Origin of the sequence: Streptomyces sp. VRA16 Mangrove soil, assembly GCF_017377775.1 — a bacterium.
Taxonomy (GTDB): Bacteria; Actinomycetota; Actinomycetes; order Streptomycetales; family Streptomycetaceae; genus Streptomyces.
Genome location: NZ_JAFVLN010000010.1, coordinates 247,025 through 267,773, shown reverse-complemented (window position 1 = coordinate 267,773; position 20,749 = coordinate 247,025). Strand labels below are relative to the sequence as shown.

Annotated in this window: 21 protein-coding genes; 15 read left to right on the top strand and 6 right to left on the bottom strand. The window is 72.1% G+C overall.

Annotated features, from left to right (window positions below):
• The first annotated feature begins 44 nt into the window (after positions 1-44).
• The 3 genes from J3486_RS26765 to J3486_RS26755 all read left to right on the top strand — a co-directional run bounded on the left by J3486_RS26765 (position 45) and on the right by J3486_RS26755 (position 3,505).
• On the top strand, positions 45-524 hold the full coding sequence (locus J3486_RS26765; RefSeq protein WP_207824614.1) for a hypothetical protein: 480 nt from the start codon (positions 45-47) through the stop codon (positions 522-524).
• A gap of 171 nt (positions 525-695) precedes the next feature.
• Positions 696-2,948 carry a peptidoglycan recognition protein gene (locus J3486_RS26760; protein ID WP_207824612.1) on the top strand — a complete coding sequence of 751 codons (2,253 nt, stop codon included), beginning with the start codon at positions 696-698 and terminating at the stop codon, positions 2,946-2,948.
• Positions 2,949-2,962: 14 nt separating this feature from the next.
• Positions 2,963-3,505: an SMI1/KNR4 family protein gene (locus tag J3486_RS26755; RefSeq protein WP_229378612.1), complete on the top strand. Its 543-nt coding sequence runs from the start codon at positions 2,963-2,965 to the stop codon at positions 3,503-3,505.
• Positions 3,506-3,534: 29 nt separating this feature from the next.
• Here J3486_RS26755 and J3486_RS26750 read toward each other — a convergent pair whose 3' ends face one another.
• From J3486_RS26750 to J3486_RS26740, 3 genes are read right to left on the bottom strand one after another with little or no spacing between them, the layout of a single operon-like run.
• Positions 3,535-4,347: a DUF1963 domain-containing protein gene (locus J3486_RS26750; protein WP_207824610.1), complete on the bottom strand. Its 813-nt coding sequence runs from the start codon at positions 4,345-4,347 to the stop codon at positions 3,535-3,537.
• Positions 4,344-4,556: a DUF397 domain-containing protein gene (locus J3486_RS26745; RefSeq protein WP_207824608.1), complete on the bottom strand. Its 213-nt coding sequence runs from the start codon at positions 4,554-4,556 to the stop codon at positions 4,344-4,346. Before J3486_RS26745 ends, J3486_RS26750 begins: the two co-directional genes overlap by 4 nt.
• Positions 4,537-5,367 (bottom strand): helix-turn-helix transcriptional regulator, encoded by an 831-nt coding sequence (locus tag J3486_RS26740; protein WP_207824607.1) that lies wholly within the window; start codon positions 5,365-5,367, stop codon positions 4,537-4,539. Before J3486_RS26740 ends, J3486_RS26745 begins: the two co-directional genes overlap by 20 nt.
• Before the next feature lie 109 nt (positions 5,368-5,476).
• Here J3486_RS26740 and J3486_RS26735 point away from each other — a divergent pair, with 109 nt between their 5' ends.
• Both J3486_RS26735 and J3486_RS26730 read left to right on the top strand, forming a co-directional pair.
• Positions 5,477-5,701, top strand: a complete 225-nt coding sequence (locus tag J3486_RS26735; RefSeq protein ID WP_207824606.1) for a hypothetical protein — start codon at positions 5,477-5,479, stop codon at positions 5,699-5,701.
• Between the two features lie 130 nt (positions 5,702-5,831).
• Positions 5,832-6,671, top strand: coding sequence for a hypothetical protein (locus J3486_RS26730; RefSeq protein ID WP_207824605.1), 840 nt, complete (start codon positions 5,832-5,834; stop codon positions 6,669-6,671).
• 6 nt (positions 6,672-6,677) lie between these two features.
• Here the strand turns inward: J3486_RS26730 and J3486_RS26725 are convergent, their stop codons facing one another.
• The gene (locus J3486_RS26725; protein WP_207824604.1) at positions 6,678-7,637 is read right to left on the bottom strand and encodes a DUF4232 domain-containing protein; all 960 of its coding nucleotides are present in this window, start codon (positions 7,635-7,637) and stop codon (positions 6,678-6,680) included.
• A gap of 144 nt (positions 7,638-7,781) precedes the next feature.
• Between J3486_RS26725 and J3486_RS26720 the strand changes: the two genes are divergently transcribed.
• Both J3486_RS26720 and J3486_RS26715 read left to right on the top strand, forming a co-directional pair.
• Positions 7,782-8,177: a hypothetical protein gene (locus tag J3486_RS26720; RefSeq protein ID WP_207824603.1), complete on the top strand. Its 396-nt coding sequence runs from the start codon at positions 7,782-7,784 to the stop codon at positions 8,175-8,177.
• A gap of 363 nt (positions 8,178-8,540) precedes the next feature.
• Positions 8,541-9,956 (top strand): glutamate decarboxylase, encoded by a 1,416-nt coding sequence (locus J3486_RS26715; protein ID WP_207824602.1) that lies wholly within the window; start codon positions 8,541-8,543, stop codon positions 9,954-9,956.
• 84 nt (positions 9,957-10,040) lie between these two features.
• Here J3486_RS26715 and J3486_RS26710 read toward each other — a convergent pair whose 3' ends face one another.
• Positions 10,041-11,339: a DUF4241 domain-containing protein gene (locus J3486_RS26710; RefSeq protein WP_207824601.1), complete on the bottom strand. Its 1,299-nt coding sequence runs from the start codon at positions 11,337-11,339 to the stop codon at positions 10,041-10,043.
• A 173-nt stretch (positions 11,340-11,512) separates the two neighbouring features.
• Between J3486_RS26710 and J3486_RS26705 the strand changes: the two genes are divergently transcribed.
• The 7 genes from J3486_RS26705 to J3486_RS26675 all read left to right on the top strand — a co-directional run bounded on the left by J3486_RS26705 (position 11,513) and on the right by J3486_RS26675 (position 17,782).
• On the top strand, positions 11,513-12,421 hold the full coding sequence (locus tag J3486_RS26705) for a hypothetical protein (RefSeq protein ID WP_207824599.1): 909 nt from the start codon (positions 11,513-11,515) through the stop codon (positions 12,419-12,421).
• Positions 12,422-12,559: 138 nt separating this feature from the next.
• A complete protein-coding gene (locus tag J3486_RS26700) occupies positions 12,560-13,021 on the top strand; it encodes a hypothetical protein (RefSeq protein WP_229378611.1) in 462 nt (153 codons plus the stop codon).
• Complete coding sequence (locus tag J3486_RS26695; protein WP_207824598.1) at positions 13,006-13,926, top strand: hypothetical protein; 921 nt, start codon at positions 13,006-13,008, stop codon at positions 13,924-13,926. Before J3486_RS26700 ends, J3486_RS26695 begins: the two co-directional genes overlap by 16 nt.
• Positions 13,927-14,049: 123 nt before the next feature.
• Positions 14,050-14,667, top strand: a complete 618-nt coding sequence (locus J3486_RS26690; protein WP_207824597.1) for an RNA polymerase sigma factor — start codon at positions 14,050-14,052, stop codon at positions 14,665-14,667.
• Between the two features lie 34 nt (positions 14,668-14,701).
• Positions 14,702-15,346 carry a hypothetical protein gene (locus J3486_RS26685; RefSeq protein WP_207824596.1) on the top strand — a complete coding sequence of 215 codons (645 nt, stop codon included), beginning with the start codon at positions 14,702-14,704 and terminating at the stop codon, positions 15,344-15,346.
• A gap of 652 nt (positions 15,347-15,998) precedes the next feature.
• Positions 15,999-16,721 (top strand): RNA polymerase sigma factor, encoded by a 723-nt coding sequence (locus tag J3486_RS26680; RefSeq protein ID WP_207824595.1) that lies wholly within the window; start codon positions 15,999-16,001, stop codon positions 16,719-16,721.
• Positions 16,721-17,782: a hypothetical protein gene (locus tag J3486_RS26675; RefSeq protein WP_207824594.1), complete on the top strand. Its 1,062-nt coding sequence runs from the start codon at positions 16,721-16,723 to the stop codon at positions 17,780-17,782. The genes J3486_RS26680 and J3486_RS26675 overlap by 1 nt, the downstream gene beginning before the upstream one ends.
• A 281-nt stretch (positions 17,783-18,063) precedes the next feature.
• Here J3486_RS26675 and J3486_RS26670 read toward each other — a convergent pair whose 3' ends face one another.
• Positions 18,064-18,891, bottom strand: a complete 828-nt coding sequence (locus J3486_RS26670; protein WP_207824593.1) for a L,D-transpeptidase family protein — start codon at positions 18,889-18,891, stop codon at positions 18,064-18,066.
• Between the two features lie 220 nt (positions 18,892-19,111).
• Here J3486_RS26670 and J3486_RS26665 point away from each other — a divergent pair, with 220 nt between their 5' ends.
• A complete protein-coding gene (locus J3486_RS26665; protein ID WP_207824592.1) occupies positions 19,112-20,701 on the top strand; it encodes a methylmalonyl-CoA mutase in 1,590 nt (529 codons plus the stop codon).
• The last annotated feature ends 48 nt before the right edge of the window (positions 20,702-20,749 follow it).

The window sequence follows — 20,749 nt, the reverse complement described above, 5'->3', positions numbered from 1 at the left end:
GGCGGAGAGCGAGGCAACTGATGGGTTTCTGGGGATCTTTGCTCGTGGTGAGGTCCGACGACCGGGTGAGCGCGCACCTGCCCGGCGTCGCGGCGGCGAGCGAGTCCGTCTTTCTGGACGCGGAACGGGGATGGCGGGTGTGGGCCGTCGACCGCGAGGATCCGGTCTCCGACGAGGAGCTCGCGGTGATGGCCGGGCGGACCGGTGCCCCGGTCCTGTCCGCGTACGTCATGGACAGCGACTGTGCGGTCGTCGAGGCGCTCGGAACGCGGACCGGTCCCTGGCGGACGTGTCTGGGGCGGGCGTCGATGGCCGCCTACATGGCGGAGAGCGGCGCGAGCGTCGACGACTGGTTCGCATCGGCCGAGCAGGCGACGCGGGCGGCCGCGCGATGGGCACGGGAGGCGGGGTGCGAGCCGTCCGAGACGGTGCTGGCGGCGGCGTTCGCCGCGTTCCCCGATCCCTTCGTGGAGACGGTCTTCATCGCCCTGCTGGAGGGCCTGGGGGTGCGTACCGACGGCTGACGCCGTGACGGCCCGGAGGAGCGGTGACGTTTGACCGGTGCCGCGCGCTGAGTCAACCGGGGGTACCTGTGTGCCGGATGGGCCCCAAGTGACTTTTTCCTGCGGCCCGTTGGGCCTTTCTTCGAGGTGACTGACGACGTGAGTCCTCGCGTGTCCCACAAGTACAGAACCATGAGCCTGAAACGGAGGGTGTGGCTCACCCTCGGTGCCGTCGTCCTGGGCGGTGGCGGAGTGACGGCCTATGCGTTCGCCAACCCCGCGCACGACACGGGCCGGGCCCTGAGGGACAAGCGCCCTGTGAAGGTCTACGACCTCGCGCTGCAGGGTGCCGCGAGCGGGCGGCGGGAGCTGCCGCGCAAGGACACCGAGGAGTTCTCGCTGCTCGGTGTCTCGTGGACCGGCGCGAGCAAGCGGCTCGACGGTACGGCGCAGGTGCGCACGCACAGCCTGGCGACCGGGGAGTGGAGCGGCTGGCACGACCTGGAGCTCGACACCGATCCGCTGGAGAAGCCGGAGCCGGGCGCGCGCGGCGCGTCCGAGCCGCTGTACGTGGGGCCGTCCGACGGTGTACAGGTGCAGGTCGCGCACGCCGACGGCACGACGGCCGCGCTGCCCAAGGGCCTTCAGGTCAACCTCGTCGACCCCGGAGTGGTGACCGACGCCGAGGCGCGCCGGCCGGCCGTGAACGCCGAGCCCGCGGGGTATGCGGTGGACGCGGCGGATGCGGTGGACAGCAGCCCGTCCGCGTCCGCGTCGGCCTCGGACACGACGAGCCCCGCCCCGTCGGACTCCGTATCGGCGACTCCCACCGCGAGTACGAGTACGAGCACGACTCCGAGTCCGAGTGCGAGTGCGAGTGCGAGCGCGTCCGCCAGCGCCCCGGCCACTCCCACCGCGCCGCCCTCCACCGTCCCCAAGCCCCCGATCACCTCCCGCGCCGGATGGGGCGCCGACGAGTCGAAGGTCGAGGACCCGCCCACGTACAACACGGACGTGAAGGCCGTCTTCGTCCACCACACCGACGGCGCCAACGACTACTCGTGCGCCGACTCGGCCTCCATCGTGCGCGGCATCTACGCGTACCACGTGCAGGTCGAGGGCTGGAACGACATCGGCTACAACTTCCTCGTCGACAAGTGCGGCACCCTCTTCGAGGGCCGTGCGGGCGGCACCGATCTGCCGGTGCTCGGCGCCCACACCTACGGCTGGAACCGGGAGTCCGCCGGGATCGCCGTCCTCGGCAACTACGTCTCCACCAGCGCCTCCAAGTCCGCGCTGACCTCCATCGCCAGGCTCGCCGCGTGGAAGCTCGGCCAGTACAAGGCCGACCCGGCCGGGACCGTCCAGCTCACCGCGGGCGCGACCCAGACCAACGGCCTCGGCAAGAGCTTCACCGCGGGCACGGCGTACACGTTCAACCGGATCTCCGGTCACCGTGACGGCTTCAACACCGCGTGCCCCGGCGGCTCCCTCTACTCCCAGCTCGGCACCATCCGCGCGTGGGCGGCCGGTCCGGTGCAGGGGCTGAAGACGACCACCGTCGACGGCGCGGGCCTGTCCGGGACGACGTACTACACGAAGGGCGCCGTCACCGTGCACTGGTCGGCGACCACGCCCGCGTCGCTGATCTCCAAGTACGAGCTGCTGGTCGACGGCAAGGCGGTCGCCACGACGAACGGCAGCGCCACGTCCGCCGCCGCGACGCTCGCGGTCGGCAGCCACACCGTCGCCGTACGCGCCGTGCACCAGTCCGGGAAGACGACGACCACCGCCGCGCTGAACGTCGTAGCGGACACGACCGTCCCGGCCTTCACCACCACGCCGAAGATCTCCCTGCGTACCGGCACGGTGAACACCACCGCCGTCCCCGTCACGCTGGGCTGGAAGGCCACCGACGACAAGGCCCTGAGCTCGGTGAAGCTGCTCGCGCCGACGACGGCGACGTTCGCCCCGACCACGACGAGCTCGAAGCGCACGGCCGCCTCCGGCACGGCCACCACGTGGTCGATGCGGGCGTACGACTTCGCGGGCAACTACCGCAACGCCTCCGCCGCCTACACGCCGCTGATCCTCCAGGAGACGTCGGCGGTCAAGTCCGGTACCTGGACGTCCCGTTCGAGCTCCAGCTACCTCGGCGGCAAGTCCTACTCCAGCGGCTCCAAGGGCGCGAGCCTGACCTGGACCTTCACCGGGCGCTCCGCGTCCTGGGTGGTCTCGCGGGCGTCGTCGTCGGGCCAGGCGTACGTCTACGTCGACGGGGTCAAGGTCAGCACCGTCGACCTGAAGTCGTCGTCCACGCTGTACCGGCAGGCGATCTGGACGAAGACCTGGTCCAGCAGCGCCACGCACAAGGTGAAGATCGTCGTGGTCGGCACGAGCGGCCGCCCGACGATCACCACCGACGGGCTCGTCTACATCAAGTAGGAAGGCAGATCCGGATGTTGGAGAAGTTGGAGGGCGCGCTGCCGGGGCTGACGCGGTGGCGGGTGCCCGGTGGGCGCGGTGTGGACTGGGGCGCGCTGGAGGCGGGCCTCGGGACGGCGCTGCCCTCCGACTTCCGTTCGCTGGCGGAGGCGTATCCGGTGCTCTCCATCGGCGACTTCCTCATGGTGTCCCTGCCGAGGCCCGGCGGCGAGGCGTCCTGGGCGGCCGAGTCTCGGAACGACGAGATCCTCCAGGACTGGTACGAGATGGAGGACATGGAGGACTACGTCCCCTATCCCCGGCCGGGCGGCCTGATCTCCTGGGCCTCGTCCAACTGCGGTGACGTCTTCTGCTGGAGGACGAGCCCGGCGGACCCGGACGCCTGGCCGGTGGTCGTCCGCACGGACAACGGGGACTGGAACGAGTTCCCCGAGGGCGTCGGCGCCGTCGAGTTCCTGGCCGGGGTGTACGGGCACACGCTCGACGTGCCGGGGATGCCAGAGAACTTCCCCGGGGACCGTCCGGAGGTGCTGGGGCTCGGCGAGCCCGACGACTGATCGCGCGACGGGGCGGCGGCCCGGCGGGCCTAGTGACAGTCGTACCGGGACGCGTACGGCATCGTCGTTCCCGTCGTGCACGGCGGGCACACGAAGAAGTACATCCCTCCGCAGTCGCCCATCATCATGTCCGCCTCGCCGGTCACGCTGAGCAGGTGTTCCATGCGGTGGCCGGCGTCGCAGGAGGGCCAGTCCGGGGGCTGGCACCAGGCCGGGTAGCCGCCGACCTTGGTCTGGAGCGCGCACCACTCCGTGTAGGGGGTGTTGTGGCGGGCCTCCGCCGCCGCAATGCGTGAGCGGGTGGCGTCCGCGAAGCGGTCCGGCAGGTCCTGGTGCGGGTACTCCCGCGTCTTCGTCGGGCGGACGCGTCTCGCGGTCGGCAGGAAGCCGTCGTCGTACTCGCCCTCGGCCGGTGCCGGTACGTCCGTCGCGGGCAGGATGCCCGCCGCTCGGACCTTTTCCGCGGTGCGCCAGTACAGGGTGGGGACGGGGGAGTAGTCCACCGTGTCGTCGTGCAGCAGCGCGCACCAGATGATCTGGAGGACGTCCGTGCCCTCCGGGAAGGGGAGTTCGGGGACGTCGTGCGCGTAGAGCTGCACCGCCGCGACCGTCGGGACCGGGTGGTCCGGCGGTGTCGTGTGCGGCCACGCCGCGTCGTGGTCCGCGCGCTCGCAGTACGGCCACGGCTCGTCGGCGGGCCACAGCAGCGGGCCGCCGATCGAGCTGTCGGCGGGCGTGGGCGGCTCCGGGGCCCCGGGGACGTCGAGGAGCAGGACGCTGGTCCGGGCCAGGCCCACCAACTCCGGTATGTCCTGCTCCAGTTCGGTGGGCGGAGTGGTCATCCCCTGGTGGCCTTGAGCGACCCGATGAACGCCGTCCAGGCGGTGTCGCCGAACGTCACCGTCGCGCCGGTGGGGTTCTTGCTGTCGCGGACGGGGATGTGGGTGGGGCGGGCCGTGTCGTCGACCTCCAGGCACTGCCCGCTGTCGCCGCCGCTGTACGTCGACTTGCGCCACGTCGTCGTGGGCTGGTCACTCGCGTTGTGCTGCATGGTCGTAATCCTCTGCGGTGGAACGGATCAGCGCCAGGGACTTCCGGTGGGACAGGGCGTCGCCCATGGCGTGATCGTAGGCCAACTGGCATCGCCTCACTACGGACGGGACTTCGAGCACCCGGCCCGTGTTCAGGCCTTCCACGTAGGCGACCGGCGGCAGGTCGTCGAACCACATCAGCGAGACGAAGCCCTCCACCAGTGCGTGCAGACCCGCCGAGAAGGGGAGGACGTGGACCCGGACGCGGTGGGCCTCGCCCAACTCCACGATGTGACGCAGCTGTTCGCACATCACGGCCGGCCCGCCGATCGGGCGGCGGAGCACCGCCTCGTCGAGGATCGTCCACACCAGTGGTGTCTTGAAGTCGTCCAGGACGCGGGCGCGGCCGACGCGCGTGACGAGGAGCTTGTCACACTCCTCCTGGGTGCGGGGAGGGAAGCCGGAGGCCAGCACCTCGCGTGCGTACGCCGGGGTCTGGAGCAGGCCCGGCACCAGTTTCGGCCCGTACACGCGGATCGCCGTCGCCTGTTCCTCAAGCCGCAGCGCCTCCTCGAAGTGCTCGGCCACCGCGCCCTCGCCCTGCGTCGGCAGGAAGTTCTCGAAGACCCCGCCCGTGCCCAGCACCTTGTCGAGCCGACGGGCGTCGTCCAACGACGGTCTGCGCCGACCCGCCTCGATGTGCGCGATGTGCGTGCGCGACATCACCGCACGCACGCTGAGCTCTTCCTGTGTCAGCCCTGCGGCCTCGCGCCGCCGCCGCAGTTCCTCGCCGTAGCTGGTACGTGATCCGGGATTGTCCTCGATCGCCATGCCCAACTCCCGTATGTGCCAGAGCAATTGTCAAGCGTGGACCACTGGCGAGCCTAGCTGCGGCGACCTCACTCTGTGACCGTTTCCATTCGGAAAGTAAGGGAGCGGCGTGGTGGTTCTGCATGGCAAGGGGGCGTACGTCGCCCACGCGGAGACCGATGTGTACGGGCCCGGCAAAGTGCTGGGCGTGGACGGGGAGTTGCGGCGGGTGCGGTTCGTGTACTTCGTCGCCACCGTCGGGGTCGGGGTGCTGCGGCCCGCCGACGCGAGCGAGGAGGCGTGGGTGCGGGCCTGGATCGCGGAGCGGCGGCAGCGATATGGCGACGGGTGGTGATTACCGTAAGTGGCTTAGAGGTTACGGAAGTTGCTGTACGGTTGCCGAAACTTAAGCGGCCCCCGCGCTGGCGGCAACCAGTTGCGAGGGCCTTCATCACCAGTGGCCACCCTAGAAAGGCCCACCGGCAATGCTGCGTCATGCTATCTCTCCGACCGGCTCCTTCAGCCAGGTTCCGAACCACCTCATCCGGCATCCCCGGCTGAGCGCCGACGCCCTGCGGCTGCTCCTGTGGCAGCTCTCGCTCCCCGCCGACGCTCGTGACTCCCTCTCCAGGACGGCCGAGAAGGCCGGGCTCGGCAAGTGCGCCTTCCTGCGCGCCAAACGGCAGTTGAAGGCCGAGGGATTGGTGCACGAGTGGCGGATGCAGGGGGAGCGGGGGCGTTGGGAGACCGTTCAGCTCGTGTCCGGTGTGCCGCTGAGCGCCGAGGAGGCGATCGCCGTACGGGACGGGGGTCCGCGAGCCGAACCGGCGGGCGCCGCACCGGCCGCCGGTGAGCCGACCCGCCCGGAGGTCGGTCGTCATCCAGGCGAAGACCCTGGGGGCAACACCTCCAACCCTCCGGCGCCGCCGGAGCCGGGTGGTGGTGACGACGAGGCCGCTCAATTCGTGGCCGGGATCAGCGAGTTGGACTCCCGGCTGCGCATCCCCCGGGCCATGGTCGCCGAGCTCGTCGGCCGCGTACGGGAATGGTTCGCGCACGGGCACACCGCGCACAGCCTGTGGCAGTGCATCCGGCGGCAACTGCCGGGGCGGACCGGGTGGATCGAGCGGCCGGGCGGGCTGCTTCGGTACGTGCTCGCCGAGATCCAGCCCGCGCCGCCGGTCGTGCGGGCGGCCCCCGAAGCGCGGGCGGCGTCGGTGTCGCGCGTCGCGCGGATGCGGGAGTGCGAGGGGGAGCGGCATGTGCAGGCGACGCTGTTCCTGCCGGTCGGGGACGAGGAGTTGTGCGGGAGGTGCCGTGCGTGAGCCTGTCTACGGCCTGCCGTCGTCCGCCTTCTTCCACGGGTCGACCCCGAGCTTTCCGGTCGTTCCCAGATCGAGGTTCGGGGTGACCGTCACCGGGGCGGCGCCGGACTTCGCCCTGACCCGCACGTAGGGGGCGTTCACCGCGGTGCCGAACCCGGTGGTGTTGCGCCACACCAGGGCGGACGTCGCCGATTCGCCGGGCTTGAGCGTGACGGGGCGCGGCGGCTCGGCCGAGCTGAAGGCGGTGCTGATCTCGCCGCCGCCCTTGAGGATGCGGATGCCGTCGATGGGCTTGTGGTCCTCGTCGAGGAGTTCGAGGAGGGGGTAGCCGTTGACGGTGTAGTCGCGGGTGCCGCAGTTCTCCAGGTGCAGGCCGACCACGCGCAGTCCCATCGCCGCGTCGCCCCGGTCCGCGCTGACCCGGATCCCCGACGGCGGGCAGGCGCCCGGTGCGGCCGGGGCCTCGGCGGCGGGGACCTTGGTCACTTCCATCACCTCGGCGCCGGTGATGCGCGGTGCGGAGGACGGCAGCGACTGGGTCCGGACCGTGCCTCGTACCGTCTTGCCGGGGCCGACGTCGCGCACGGTCGTGGTCCGGTTGTCCACGGCGCCGCCGTCGGCGCTCTGGAAGGTGACGATGACCGTGTAGGTCAGGGCCTCGGTGCCGTCGTTGGTGATCTCGAAGATCGCGGAGGCCCCCGAGTCGAGGCTGTCGGCCATGACGGACGCGGTGCGGGACGGCGACGGCGAGGCCGAGGGGAGCGTCACCGAGACGACCCGTACGCCGTCCTTGCCCGGGTCGTCGACCTGCGTACCTGTACCCGTGCCCGCACCCGTCGTCGTAGGAGAGGCCGTGGCTGTGCCGGAGGTTCCGGATGCCGTGTGCTGCGTCCCGCAGGACGTGAGCAGCAGGGCGGTCGCGGCGACGGCCGGCAGGACGGGCAGGAGACGGGCGGGTCTGCGCATTGGGCCATCTGATCAGGGTGGCCGCGCCGGACATGTGGTGGAGGCCACAGTTCCGGTCACAGGGCTGTCACAGGCTCGGGAGGGCGGCCACGGGAGGATCTACGATCCGGACGTCGTCGCACCGGGGAAGGGGGCGGAAAGGTGATGACCGGGGGGCGGGTCACGGGTTCGTGGGTCCGCGGAGCGGGCTCGGCCGGGCTGCTGATGCTGGGGCTGCTGCTGTACCTCCTCGCCTTCGGCGCCGTCCAACAGGCCGCGCGTCCCGGCGACTTCCCCGGGATCCAGGAGAACCGCGCCCCGGTGTCGGCCGTGCTGCTGGTCATGGGGACACTCGCGGTGGGCGGGGCCTGGTGGCTCGTACGGCGACGGCGACGGCGACGGCGGTTCGCGGGGGCCGCGGGCGTGGTCCTCGCCGTCGTCACCGGGCTCGTGCTGGTGGCCGGGGGCATCGCCCTGTACCGCGTCGGGCCGATGCTCCACTGCTGGGGTTCGGCACGGATCGCCCAGGAAGCCGGGGGAGCCTATGCCTGCCATGACTGACTTCCTGCGGGAGTTCGTCACACCGTGGCTCAAGCCGCTCGGGTTTCGGAAGCAGGGGGGGCGGAGTATCAAGTCGCCGCGGAATCAGAACCCGCTCGCGGCGCCGAAGTCGGCGCAGGCGGAGTTGCTGGCACGGGTCGACAGGACGGATCCGGTCGCTCGACCCGGCCTTCGCGCCGGGATCCGGTCCGGGGCCCGATGCCGGGTGATGATCCAGTAAAGCGGCGCCATAAATCCGCAAAATATGGGTTTCGCCTTGGTCTTGCCTCCCTCGCGTGGGTGAATTTCCGCAGGTCAACCGGGCAGTCGGCGATCTAGGTTCGGCAGTGATCGGCCGCGTGCCGCCATCCGCTCTGGAGAGTCATGTCCTACACCTCCGCCCCTGCCACCCCCTCCGCCGCTCCCTCTGCCGCTCCCTCCATCACGCCCTCCGCCGCCCCTGCCGTCCCTGCCGTTTCCTGCCCCGAGACCGCGTTCCCCCACGACGAGTCCGAGCCCCGCGCCGTCTACGACGCCATCCGTGACGAACTGCTCCTCGACGGCCGCAGCCGGCTCAACCTCGCCACGTTCGGCACGACGTGGATGGAGGACGAGGCGCGGCTGCTCATGACGGAGACCGCCGACAAGAACCTCGTCGACACCGACGAGTACCCGCAGGTCGCCGACATGGAGGCGCGGTGCGTGCGGATGCTCGCCGACCTGTGGCACGCCCCGGACCCGGCCCGCGCCACCGGCTGCTCCACCACCGGGTCCAGCGAGGCCGCCATGCTCGCCGGGCTCGCGCTCAAGCGGCGCTGGGAACAGCGGCGCAGGGCCGCCGGACGCGACACCGAGCGGCCCAACATCGTGGCCGGGGCCAACGTCCAGGTCTGCTGGAAGAAGTTCTGCTCCTACTTCGACGTCGAGGCGCGGCTCGTCCCGCTCGCGCCCGGCCGGCTGCACCTGACCCCCGAGGTGCTCGCCGAGTACTGCGACGACCGCACGGTCGGTGTCATCGGCATTCTCGGCTCGACCTTCGACGGATCGTACGAGCCCATCGCCGACCTGTGCCTCGCCCTCGACGGTATCGAGGCGGCGACCGGGAACGACATCCCCGTCCACGTCGACGGCGCCTCGGGGGCGATGGTCGCCCCGTTCCTCGACCCGGATCTGCTCTGGGACTTCCAGCTGCCGCGCGTCGCCTCCATCAACACCTCCGGGCACAAGTACGGGCAGGTCTTCCCCGGGATCGGCTGGGCGCTGTGGCGGGACGCGGACGCGCTGCCCGCCGAACTCGTACACCACGTCGACTACTTGGGCGGCGAGATGAACACCTTCTCGCTCACCTTCACCCGCTCCGCGTCCCACGTCGCCGCGCAGTACTACACCTTCCACCGCTACGGGTACGCGGGCCTGCGCCGGCTGCACCTGGAGTCGCGGCGCACCGCGCGCGGCCTCGCCGCCGGGATCGCCGACCTCAACCTCTTCGAACTCCTCACGGACGGGAGCGAGTTGCCCGCCTTCGCCTTCCGGCTGACCGACCGGGCGCATGCCCTCGGACTGCACGAGCGCGGCATCGCACTGGCGATGCGGGCGCGGGGCTGGCAGGTCCCCGCGTACCCGCTGCCGACCGGACTGAGCGACACCTGGGTGCTGCGCGTCGTCGTCCGCACCGGGTTCACGCCACGCCTGGCCGCCCTCTTCCTGGAGGACCTGCGCAACGCGGCGCGGGTCGTCGCCGGGGCGACCGTCTCCGTACCCGTCGAGGTGGGAGAGGTGCAGGTGCTGACCGTGGGGTGATGCCGGGATGGTGCCCGGGTGACGCCGGTCAGAGCAGCTCGGACGGATGACGCCGGTCAGAGCAGCTCGGACGGATGACGCCGGTCAGAGCAGCTCGGAGTCGTGCAGGACCAGCATGTCCGCCACGAAGCACGTGACCTCGCCCGCCGCGTCCCGGCCGATCCACACCGGATAGGAACCGTCGCCCATGCCGCTCGGGTACGCGATCAGGTTCGCCGGGGCGTCGGCGGCGGGGTCCGTGATCTCCGTGATGCCGTGGTCGCCGCCGTCCCGGGCGGCCGTCAGGGTGCGGCTCCCGTAGAGCGCCGCCAGATGCTGCGCCGCCGAGGCGTCGACGAAGGCGCCGGTGCCGCTATCCACGTCGAAGCCGTAGAAGTGGCCGTCCCTCAGGAGGCGCAGGTCCTGGCCGGGCAGGAGTGCCAACTCCCATTCCTGTGTGCGCTGTTCGGTGATCCGGACCCGGGCCGCCGTGTGGTTCGTCAGGTCCACCGTCGTGCCCTGGAACTCGCTGCTGTTCCCGGCCAGTGCGATCTCCACCGGGTAGCTGCCGGGCGGCACCGTCACCGTGAACCCGGCGTCCCCCTCGCACGTGCGGTACGACGGGTCGCGGGCCACGAGGCGCCCGGTCGGCAGGTGGAGCGTTCCGGCCCGGAGGGGAGGGGCGACTTCGAGCGGGTCCTCGCCGCGCCAGGGGGAGGTGAAGCGGGCGCCAGGGGTGAAGAGTTCGTCCAGGTGACGGGGGCGGAAGGGCGCGGGCGGCTGCCAGTCCGGCTCGGCGGACGCGGGTGCCGCGCCGGGTGCCGGGACGTCCCGGAACTCCACCTGGGCGAGGTCGGCATCGATCCCGAGCAGCCTGAGCGTGCCGCCCCACTGCCCGAACTCCGGTACCCGGAACCAGCGTTGGGACTCCGGCAGGTCCGCCATGGTGTGCGTCGAACCACCCCCCTCGCCCTTCGGCTCGACCACCTTGCGGCCCCTGCCGCCCGGCATCAGATCGAGGGTCACCCGCGGCGCGTAGGGCGCGCACTCCGGTACGTCGTCGTCGGCGTAGTGCCACATGCGCTGGTGCAGCAGGAACAGCCGGTCCTCCTCGATCTGCCGCAGATCCATCTCCAGGAAGCGGCGCCGACGGCTGTCGTACGCCCACATCCCCAAGTGGTGCGCGGCCCGTGCCACATGCAGCACCACCGCCTTGGCCACCGCCCCCGCGTCGCGCAGCACCACGGCGTACGGCTCCCCGGCGGCGTCCCGCGCGGCCGCCCCTTCCCTCGTCATCGGGCCGGTCACTGAGCCGCTCACGGCGTCGTAACCCACTCCGTACGCGACATCGATGCGGCCCCGACCGCCCTGCTCCTGCTGCTCCTGCTGCTCCCTGTGCGACATGGGAGCGGAGGGTAAAGGAGGCGGCGGGCTGCGCGCGCCTCCGCGGACATTCCCGGTGGAACCGGACGTGCACGGCGGCCCGGTGGCGATACGGGTGGAATGTCGCCGCAGTGGATCGCGCGGACCCCCGGAGGTATAACCGGCGCCGCCCCCAGCCACCGAGGAGTGCTCCCGTGATCCGTCGTACCCCCGTCCGCCGCGCCGCCACCGCCCTGCTCCTGGCGTCCGCCCTGGCCGTCACCGGGTGTTCCGGGCACGGCAAGACCACCGGCAAGCGGCACAAGTCAGCTGCGAGGCAGGGGAGTTCGGCCGCGCCCACGCAACGCGAGCAGCAGCAGCGGCGGCAGGCGCTCCCGAAGACCGCCGCGCAGTTCGTCGCCCGGGCCCGGCGGACGATGGGCGACGCGCACGGGTGGACGTTCGCCCTGCACGGCACCCAGGCCCTGGTCATGGACGGCGCGGCCCCGAACCGGGCCACGTACGACGCGACCGCGTACCGCACCATGAGCCCGGTCGCCTACCGGTCGGAGGGCGGCGTGCTCAGGAAGGGGGCGCGCGCGAACGAGCGGGTGTACGCCGTCGGCGGCACGGGCTACGGCAAGCAGGACGGGAAGGCGTGGAAGAAGGGACCGCTCGGCGACCCCGACATCGCCGACATGATCGAGGACCCCGTCGCCGAACTGGACACCCTCGCCCAGTACGCCAAGAGCGCGAAGGTGACGGGCGCAGGCACCCGGACCGGGCGGGTGACGCTGCGCGTGACGGCGAGCGGATGGACGTTCGCCGACGCCCGTGAGCGGCCCGCCTTCACGACACCCGTACGGGAAACGCAGGCCGCACTACGGCAGTTGAGGGCGAACGGCGTCACCGCCACCGACCGCCAGGTCACGGTGCGGAGCTTCGAGGAGACGTGGGTGCTCGACGCGGCGCACGGCTACCGGCTCGTCTCGCACCAGTACGCATTCACGGTCGCCGTCCCCTACCAGGGGCGGACCATCACCCACACCCAGGAGATGCGGCAGGAGACCCGCGGGACCTACGGCGGGCGCGTCACCCTGCCGTCCGACGCCCCCGCGGCCTGACGCCCCGACATCCGAACCACGGCAAAGGTTGTACGGCATCACGCAAATCGTGATGTGAGAAGCGACATGTGAGAAACGTGTGACGGCTGTGTATGACAGTCCGCTGGTGAAGTGCCTAGGAAAAGAGGGGTGCTCACCATGCCTGAGGGCGAGAAGCAGACGATCGCGGCCGACATGCGACGGCACGCCGCCGGGTTCGTCGCTCGGGTCGCCTCGTCGCGGCTGCCGCTGGACTACTCCGTCGCCAGCCTGCGCGTCGTCGACTTCGTCATCGACGGGCTGCGCAAGGGCGGCCCGGCTGCCGAGAAGGCGCGCCCTGACGGTGTCCTGTTCGGGCTCGGCGCGTACGTGGGCGAGGTGCTGGCCCGTCGCGCAGGTGCCGTCTGGATCGACCTGGACGAGACCCAGCGCGCGTACTTCGGCCAGCAGGTGGGCGTACGGATGCCCGACGGACGGGTGTGGAACCCGCTGGGCAAGGTCGTCAACCGGTACGAGGTCGGTGCCGAGGAGTCGCTGCAGACCTTCTATCTGACGCTGCCGGGCCGCACCGCGCGCCCCGGCAGCACCGAGCGGGGGAGTCGCGCATGCGCCGCTCTGTGATCGTCGGTGCCGTGTGCACCGTGGCCGCGCTCGCCGCGGGCGCGCTGGTCCATCCCGTGACGCCCCCGTCCAGCACCGCGCTCGCCACCGGGGAGACGTCGGGCGGCGGCGCCTGGCTGCTGCGCACCGCCGAGCGCGCCACGCAGCCGCCGCGCCCCGCCGCCCAGGTGCGCGGGGAACGCCTGCTGTCGGAGGCGGTCACGCTGCTGCGCGACGCCCGGTCGGTGCGGATCGTCGAGGACGTCACGGTGGGGAAGGGCCGGCCGATCCACTTCGACCTACGCATGGAGAGCAGTGGCAGCTGCGTCGGCAGCCTGGACGCCGGGCCCGGCAAGCGCGGCGACTTCGTCTTCCTGGCCGCCCGCAAGGGACATGAGGCCGAGGGCTATCTGAAGTACACCCCGACCGCGCTCAGCGAACTGCGCGGCATGGCCCTGGACGCAGGACCGGACATCGCACAGCGGGTCGTGCCGCGGCTCGCGATGGTCGAGGGCAAGTACGTGAAGCTCCCTCAGGGACCCAAGGGCACCGGCGCGTTCGAGAAGGTGTGCAGCGTCTCGCAGACCCTGGGCGGCAGCGGGATGGCCGGCGACGTGACCGGCACCCGCGCCCGGCCCGTCGTGCAGCGCGCCGGACGCCGGGTGGTCCCGCTCGTGCCGCCGGCCGACGGCTCCTCCGGCAGTGACAGCGGCAGCGGCAATGACAGCGGCAGCGGTACGGACAGTGGCATCGCGTACGTCGACGCCGACGGCAAGCCGTACCTGCGCTCCCTGGAGGGGGCTTCGGACGGGACCCGGCTGTCGATGCGCTTCTCCGCGTACGGCGACCCCGTGCCCGCGCGCCGCCCCGACCCCTCCCTGATCGTGGAACTCCCGCAGGACGAGGCCTCGATGTTCGCCGTGTAGCCGCGGCACGGGTGAGCCGGCGGCGGCACCTGTGACATTTCTGTGCCCTCGGGCGCTGATCACTAGAGGGAGTTGGACGGCTGACGACCCGCCGTCCCCGGTGACATACGAAGAGGAAAGCGGTTGGGCCACGGAGCAGAGCCTCGTCGTACGAAGTTGTACGACGAGGAGCTGAGCGCGGCCGTCGCGCAGGCTCAGCAGGGCGACGAGACCGCGTTCGCCGTGGCCTACCGGCTGGTGCAGCCCGGTCTCCTCGGCTACCTGCGCGGACTCGTCGGCGACGAGGCGGAGGACGTCGCCTCCGACGCCTGGCTGGAGATAGCCCGCGACCTGGGGCGCTTCCGCGGCGACGGCGCCGGGTTCCGCGGCTGGACCGCGACCATCGCCCGGCACCGCGCGCTCGACCTGCTGCGCCGCCAGAAGGTGCGCCCGCGTGCCTCCGGCACCGAACAGGACGTGCTCGACCTGCCCGCCGCGCACAACACCGCCGAGCAGGCCTTCGAGACCCTCTCCACCCAGCGCGCCCTCGCCCTCATCGCCGACCTGCCCCGCGACCAGGCCGAGGCGGTCCTGCTGCGGGTCGTCGTCGGGCTCGACGGGCCCGCCTCCGCGCGCGTCCTCGGCAAGCGGCCCGGCGCCGTGCGCACGGCCGCGTACCGGGGGCTGAAGAAGCTCGCCCTGCAGATCGGCCCCGAACGCGACGGAGCGGCCGGGGACGCGGACGAAAAGGGCGAGGTGTGACGGATAGCGGTCGGTACACGCTGCTGGAGTCGAGATGACTGACAACCGACCCCTTTCGCCTCCGGCGGGACCGGACGCGCCCGGCGACGCACTCGGCGACGCGCTCGCCGCCGCCGTGCGCACCGGAGTGCCGCACGGCACGGCCGGAGAGCGGCAGGCGCTGGACGCGTTCCGCGCCGCCCGCGACTCCGGCGCGCTCACGGCGGCGCCCCGCCGCAGGGACGACTGGCGGCCCCGCCACCGGCGCGTGCGCCGGCCCGTGCGCGTCGCGGTGGGGGCGGTCCTCGCGAGCCTGACCGTCGGCGGCGTCGCGGTGGCCGCCATCGGCGCGTCGTCCACCGCGACGGACCGGCCGGACGACCGGCCGCGACCCGGCCGCACGGCATCGGCCGGTGTCGACGCGGACCGGGCGGGCGCCGACGCGCCGCACGGCACGGCCACGCCGTCCCACCCGGAACAGGCCAGGGACGACGAGGCGCGGTGCAAGTCGTACGAGGACGGGCACGGCACGCAGCGAGTGGACCGGGCCGCCCAGGGCTGTGAGACGCCGTCGCGGACCCCGGCCCCGGCGGGCCAGGGGCCGGGCGACCACACGCCGCCCGGCGATGCGGCCCCGGCCGCCAGGACTCCGGCCGCGCGGGCGACGCAGGGCGCCGCCGACGAGCACGGGAAGCCGTAGGAACCGGCGCGGGCGACGGTGTTCTCGCGGATCGGCCGGGAGGAGCACGCGTGAGTGGACGAGCGAGCGTGCACACCGGCGCGCGCAGCGCGGCACGCTCCCGTGTGCCGCGCCGGAACCTGAACGGCCTGCGCCGGTACGGGAAGAGCTTGCGGGGGCGGTACGGGAACGGCCTGCGCCGGAGCGGGAACGGCCCGTGCCGGAACGGGAACAGCCTGCGGCAGCACGGGAACAGCTTGCGGGGGCGGTGGCACGGGAGCGGCCCGCGGCGGAACGGGAACAGCTTGCGGGGGCGGTACGGGAGCGGCCTGCGCCGGAGCGGGAACGGCCCGCGCCGGAACGGAAACAGTCTGCGGCGGTGGCACGGGAACAGCCCGCGCTGGCGCGGGGACGGCCCGTGCCGGCACGGCGGCAGCCTGGGGAAAAGCGGGACGGCCGAGGTCGCCACCCCCCACAGGAGAGACCCCGGCCGCCGCGCGTACGGGTCGCGAGCGGCCCGTACTCCCTTCAGCGCCACGCGTGCGTTTTCTGTCACACCCCGCTGTGTGACCCACTGGTTGCCCGTTGTACAAACATGGACGCGGGGGCGTTTCAGGCCGTAGCGTGCGATTCGCGCTGGGGGCGCACGAGACCACATGGGCAGGGACTGGGAGTGCTGGGGGACGACGCGGAGTTGACCGCCGCGGTGCTTGCGGCGCAGGACGGGAACGAGGCCGCGTTCCGGACTGTGTACCGCGCCGTGCACCCGAGGCTGCTCGGATACGTGCGCACACTCGTCGGGGACGCCGACGCCGAGGACGTCACCTCGGAGGCGTGGCTGCAGATCGCCCGGGACCTGGAGCGGTTCGAGGGCGACGCCGACCGGTTCCGCGGCTGGGCCGCCCGGATCGCCCGCAACCGCGCCCTGGACCACATACGCATGCGGGGACGCCGGCCCGCCATAGGCGGCGACGAGACCGAGCTCACCGGCCGACCCGCCCTCTCCGACACCGCCGACGAGGCGATGGAGTCCCTCGCCACCGGCAGCGCCATGGCGCTGATCGCCCAGCTCCCGCAGGACCAGGCCGAGGCCGTCGTGCTGCGGGTGGTCGTCGGGCTCGACGCGAAGAGCGCAGCGCAGACCCTCGGCAAGCGCCCCGGCGCGGTCCGCACGGCAGCCCATCGCGGCCTGAAGAAGCTGGCGGAACTGCTCGGCGCGGACTCCGCGGAGACCTCCGCACAGGCGTCGGCGCAGGCGTCGGCGCAGGCGTCGGCACCGACTTCGAACGACCCCGGTCCGCTCGGCGCGCTGCCGCAGCCGAGGCGGCCCGGACCCCGCACGGTGACGTCCGCCGGTGTGACGCAATCGCGTACGCGGACGCAGAAGGACATGTGATGGCCGACGAGCACTACAGATGGCTGGACCGCGACGCGGCGGAGCGTTTGCTGCGCGGGGAGCCCCTGGAGGCCGTCTCCGGCGAGGACGCGCGACGGGCCGGGGAACTGGCCGCGACGCTCGACGCACTGACCGCCCTCTCGGCCGCCCCCGCTTCCGAACTGCCCGGTGAGGACGCCGCGTTGAAGGCGTTCCGGGAGGCCCGCGCGGTGTCCGCCGTCGACGGTGCCGTGTCCGTGACCGGCCGCCGCGAGCGCTCCGGACGCCCCGGCGCCAGCCCCGGCCGGCACCGCGCGGCCGCGCTCGCGGGCCCCGCCGGCAACCGGCCGCTCTGGGGCCGCCCCGTGCGCTTCGGGCTCGCGGCCGCCGTCGCCGCCTGCATGGTCGGCGGGGTCGCCGTCGCCGCCGGGACCGGGGTACTGCCCTCCCCGTTCGGCGGCCGCGACGAACCGGTGCCCGCCTCCTCCGTCTCCGCCGCGGGCCCCGACGAGTCGCCCTCGGCGTCCCCGCACACCACGGCGGGCGGCGACGAGGCGCTGCCCGACGGCTCCGCGAGCCCCGACGGCGGCGCCTCCGGCTCCCCCGAAGGAGACCGGGGCGGCACGGTCGCGGGCAACAAGGGCGCGTCGAGCTCGCCCGACCCCAAGGCCACCGGTGGCGCGGGCGGCTCCACGGCGCTCCGCCGCGAACTGGCCAAGGTCTGCCTCAAGTACCGCGGCGGCGGGATCACCTCCGACGAGAAGCGGCGGCTGCGGGACTCGGCCGAGGCGGCCGGGCGCACCGGCGCCGACATCGACGCCTTCTGCGACCGGGTGCTCGGCCGGACCTCCGGCTCCGGCACGGTCTCCGGCGGGTCCGCCGAGGGCTCCGACGGCCGTGACGGCGGTCAGGACACCGAGGAGGACGGCGAAGAACTCGGCGGCGACGGGAACGGCAAGGGCGGCGGGAGCGGCGACAACGTCGGCTACCACACCCTCACTCCCGGAGTGACCCCGAGCCAGTCCGCCGACGCGTCGCCCTCGTCGTCGGCCGCCTCCCCCTCGGTCTCCGCCTCCTCCTGAGCGCACCCCGACTGACCTGCGAAAAGACCTGCGAAAACCCCGGTCCTGTCGGTCGCGTAGAAAAATCTACGAAACAGGTGTGACGTTTTTGGAGCGTGCGGCGCAGTACTCAGTGAGCCGACTGGTCATCGGCCGTGCACGAGCCGGGGTTCCCCCCGTACCTTCGGCTCAGTGCCATCGGCGTGGGTGGGACACGTTCCCCCGGTCCCACCCACGCCACTCAAGCCGCCGTCGGCGCCACCGGCAGACTGCTCACCGGCAGACTGCTCACCAGAAGTCGTTCACCAGTAGACGACGACCTTGTCGCCGTTGCGCACCTGCTGGAACAGGCTCGCGATCTTCGCCTCGTCCCTGACGTTCACACAGCCGTGCGAGGCCCCCGCGTAACCGCGCGCCGCGAAGTCCGACGAGTAGTGCACCGCCTGCCCGCCGCTGAAGAACATCGCGTACGGCATGGACGTGTGGTAGATCGTCGAGACGTGGTAGCGGGACTTCACGTACACGTGGAAGACGCCCTCGCGGGTCGGCGTGTACTGCGAGCCGAAGCGCACGTCCGTCGTCATCAGCCGCTTGCCGTCCACCATCCACGACAGCGTCCGGCTGGTCTTGCTGATGCACAGCACCCGCCCCGTCATGCAGCGCGGGTCGGGCTTGGCCGCGGGCTGCCCGCCGGACGCGTACAGCTCGTCCCGGTTCGGCTCGTGCGTCATCTTCAGCAGCCGCTTCCAGGTGACCGTGTCGGTCGTCCCGGTGCGCGGCAGCCCGCGCTTGCCCTGGAACCCCTTGACCGCCTTCGTCGTCGACGCGCCGTACGTCCCCGTCGGGCCGTCGAAGAGCCACGCCACCTGCCGCAGCCGCGCCTGCAGCTCGCGTACGTCCTTGCCCTTGTCACCCTGCTCCCACAGGACGTCGGGCGCCTCGGGGGAGGCGGACGCCGACGCGGAAGCGGAGGGCTTGGCGTCGTCGCCCGGTGCCCGCGTACCGGACGGGGCGGCCGACGCGGACGGGTGCGCCTCGGACCCGCTCTCGATGGCCTGCGCCGTGCAACCGCCGACCAGGGCGAGGACCCCGGCCGCGGCGAGTGTTCTCCGTATGACAGATGTCCGCATGGTGTCCCCCGCTTGTCGCGTCGTTCTCCTCTGTCTCTACTGATGCTGCCCGCGCCCGAAACGTTGCGAACTGCCGCTCGCCGCCGGGTAGGTCTGCTGGTGGGTCTGTGAGCAAGGTCCCAGCGTGGGCCTCTCCACTGACCGAACGGCCGCCGCTACAGTCCGTCGCGAGGGTCGGCAACTACTGGCAAGTAATCGGCATATCGCTGGAGGCACAACCATGGCGCGCGAATCCGAGTCCGGACTGCCCATCGAGCCGGTGTACGGCCCGGCGGCTCTGGAGGGCTGGGACCCGGAGCAGAAGCTGGGCGAGCCCGGCCGGTACCCGTTCACCCGGGGCGTGTACCCGTCGATGTACACGGGCCGCCCGTGGACGATGCGCCAGTACGCGGGCTTCGGCACGGCCACCGAGTCCAACGCCCGCTACAAGCAGCTCATCGCCAACGGCACGATGGGCCTGTCCGTCGCCTTCGACCTGCCGACCCAGATGGGCCACGACTCGGACGCCCCGATCGCCTCCGGCGAGGTCGGCAAGGTGGGCGTCGCCATCGACTCGATCGACGACATGCGCGTCCTGTTCGGCGGGATCCCGCTGGACAAGGTCTCGACGTCGATGACGATCAACGCCCCGGCCGCCCTCCTCCTGCTCATGTACCAACTGGTGGGCGAGGAACAGGGCGTCGCCGCCGAGCAGCTCACCGGCACGATCCAGAACGACGTGCTCAAGGAGTACATCGCCCGCGGCACCTACATCTTCCCGCCCAAGCCCTCCCTCCGGCTGATCGCGGACATCTTCAAGTACTGCAAGGCCGAGATCCCGAAGTGGAACACCATCTCGATCTCCGGCTACCACATGGCCGAGGCCGGGGCCTCTCCCGCGCAGGAGATCGCCTTCACCCTCGCCGACGGCATCGAGTACGTGCGCACCGCCGTCGCCGCCGGCATGGACGTGGACGACTTCGCCCCGCGCCTGTCCTTCTTCTTCGTGGCCCGCACGACGATCCTCGAAGAGGTCGCCAAGTTCCGCGCCGCGCGCCGGATCTGGGCCCGGGTGATGAAGGAGGAGTTCGGCGCGAAGAACCCCAAGTCGCTGATGCTCCGCTTCCACACCCAGACCGCGGGTGTCCAGCTCACCGCCCAGCAGCCGGAGGTGAACCTGGTTCGCGTCGCCGTCCAGGGCCTCGGCGCCGTCCTCGGCGGCACCCAGTCGCTGCACACCAACTCCTTCGACGAGGCCATCGCGCTGCCGACGGACAAGTCCGCCCGGCTCGCCCTGCGCACCCAGCAGGTCCTCGCCTACGAGACGGACGTCACGGCCACCGTCGACCCGTTCGCCGGGTCCTACGTCGTCGAGAAGATGACCGACGACGTGGAGGCCGCCGCCCTCGAACTCATGGACAAGGTCGAGGAGCTGGGCGGCGCGGTCAGCGCGATCGAGCACGGCTTCCAGAAGTCCGAGATCGAGCGCTCCGCCTACCGCATCGCGCAGGAGACCGACTCCGGCGAACGCGTCGTGGTCGGCGTCAACCGCTTCCAGCTCGACGAGGAGGAGCCCTACGAGCCGCTCCGCGTCGACCCCGCCATCGAGGCCCAGCAGGCCGAACGCCTCGCCAAGCTCCGCGCCGAGCGGGACCAGGAGGCCGTCGACGCGGCGCTGGCCGCCCTGAAGAAGGCCGCCGAGGGCGACGCGGACACCGACAACGTCCTCTACCCCATGAAGGACGCCCTGCGCGCCCGCGCCACGGTCGGCGAGGTCTGCAACGCGCTGCGCGAGGTGTGGGGCACGTACGTCCCGTCCGACGCATTCTGACCCGCGGCGACCCCCGTCGTCCGGAGGGTCCGGTTCCGATATCCGGAC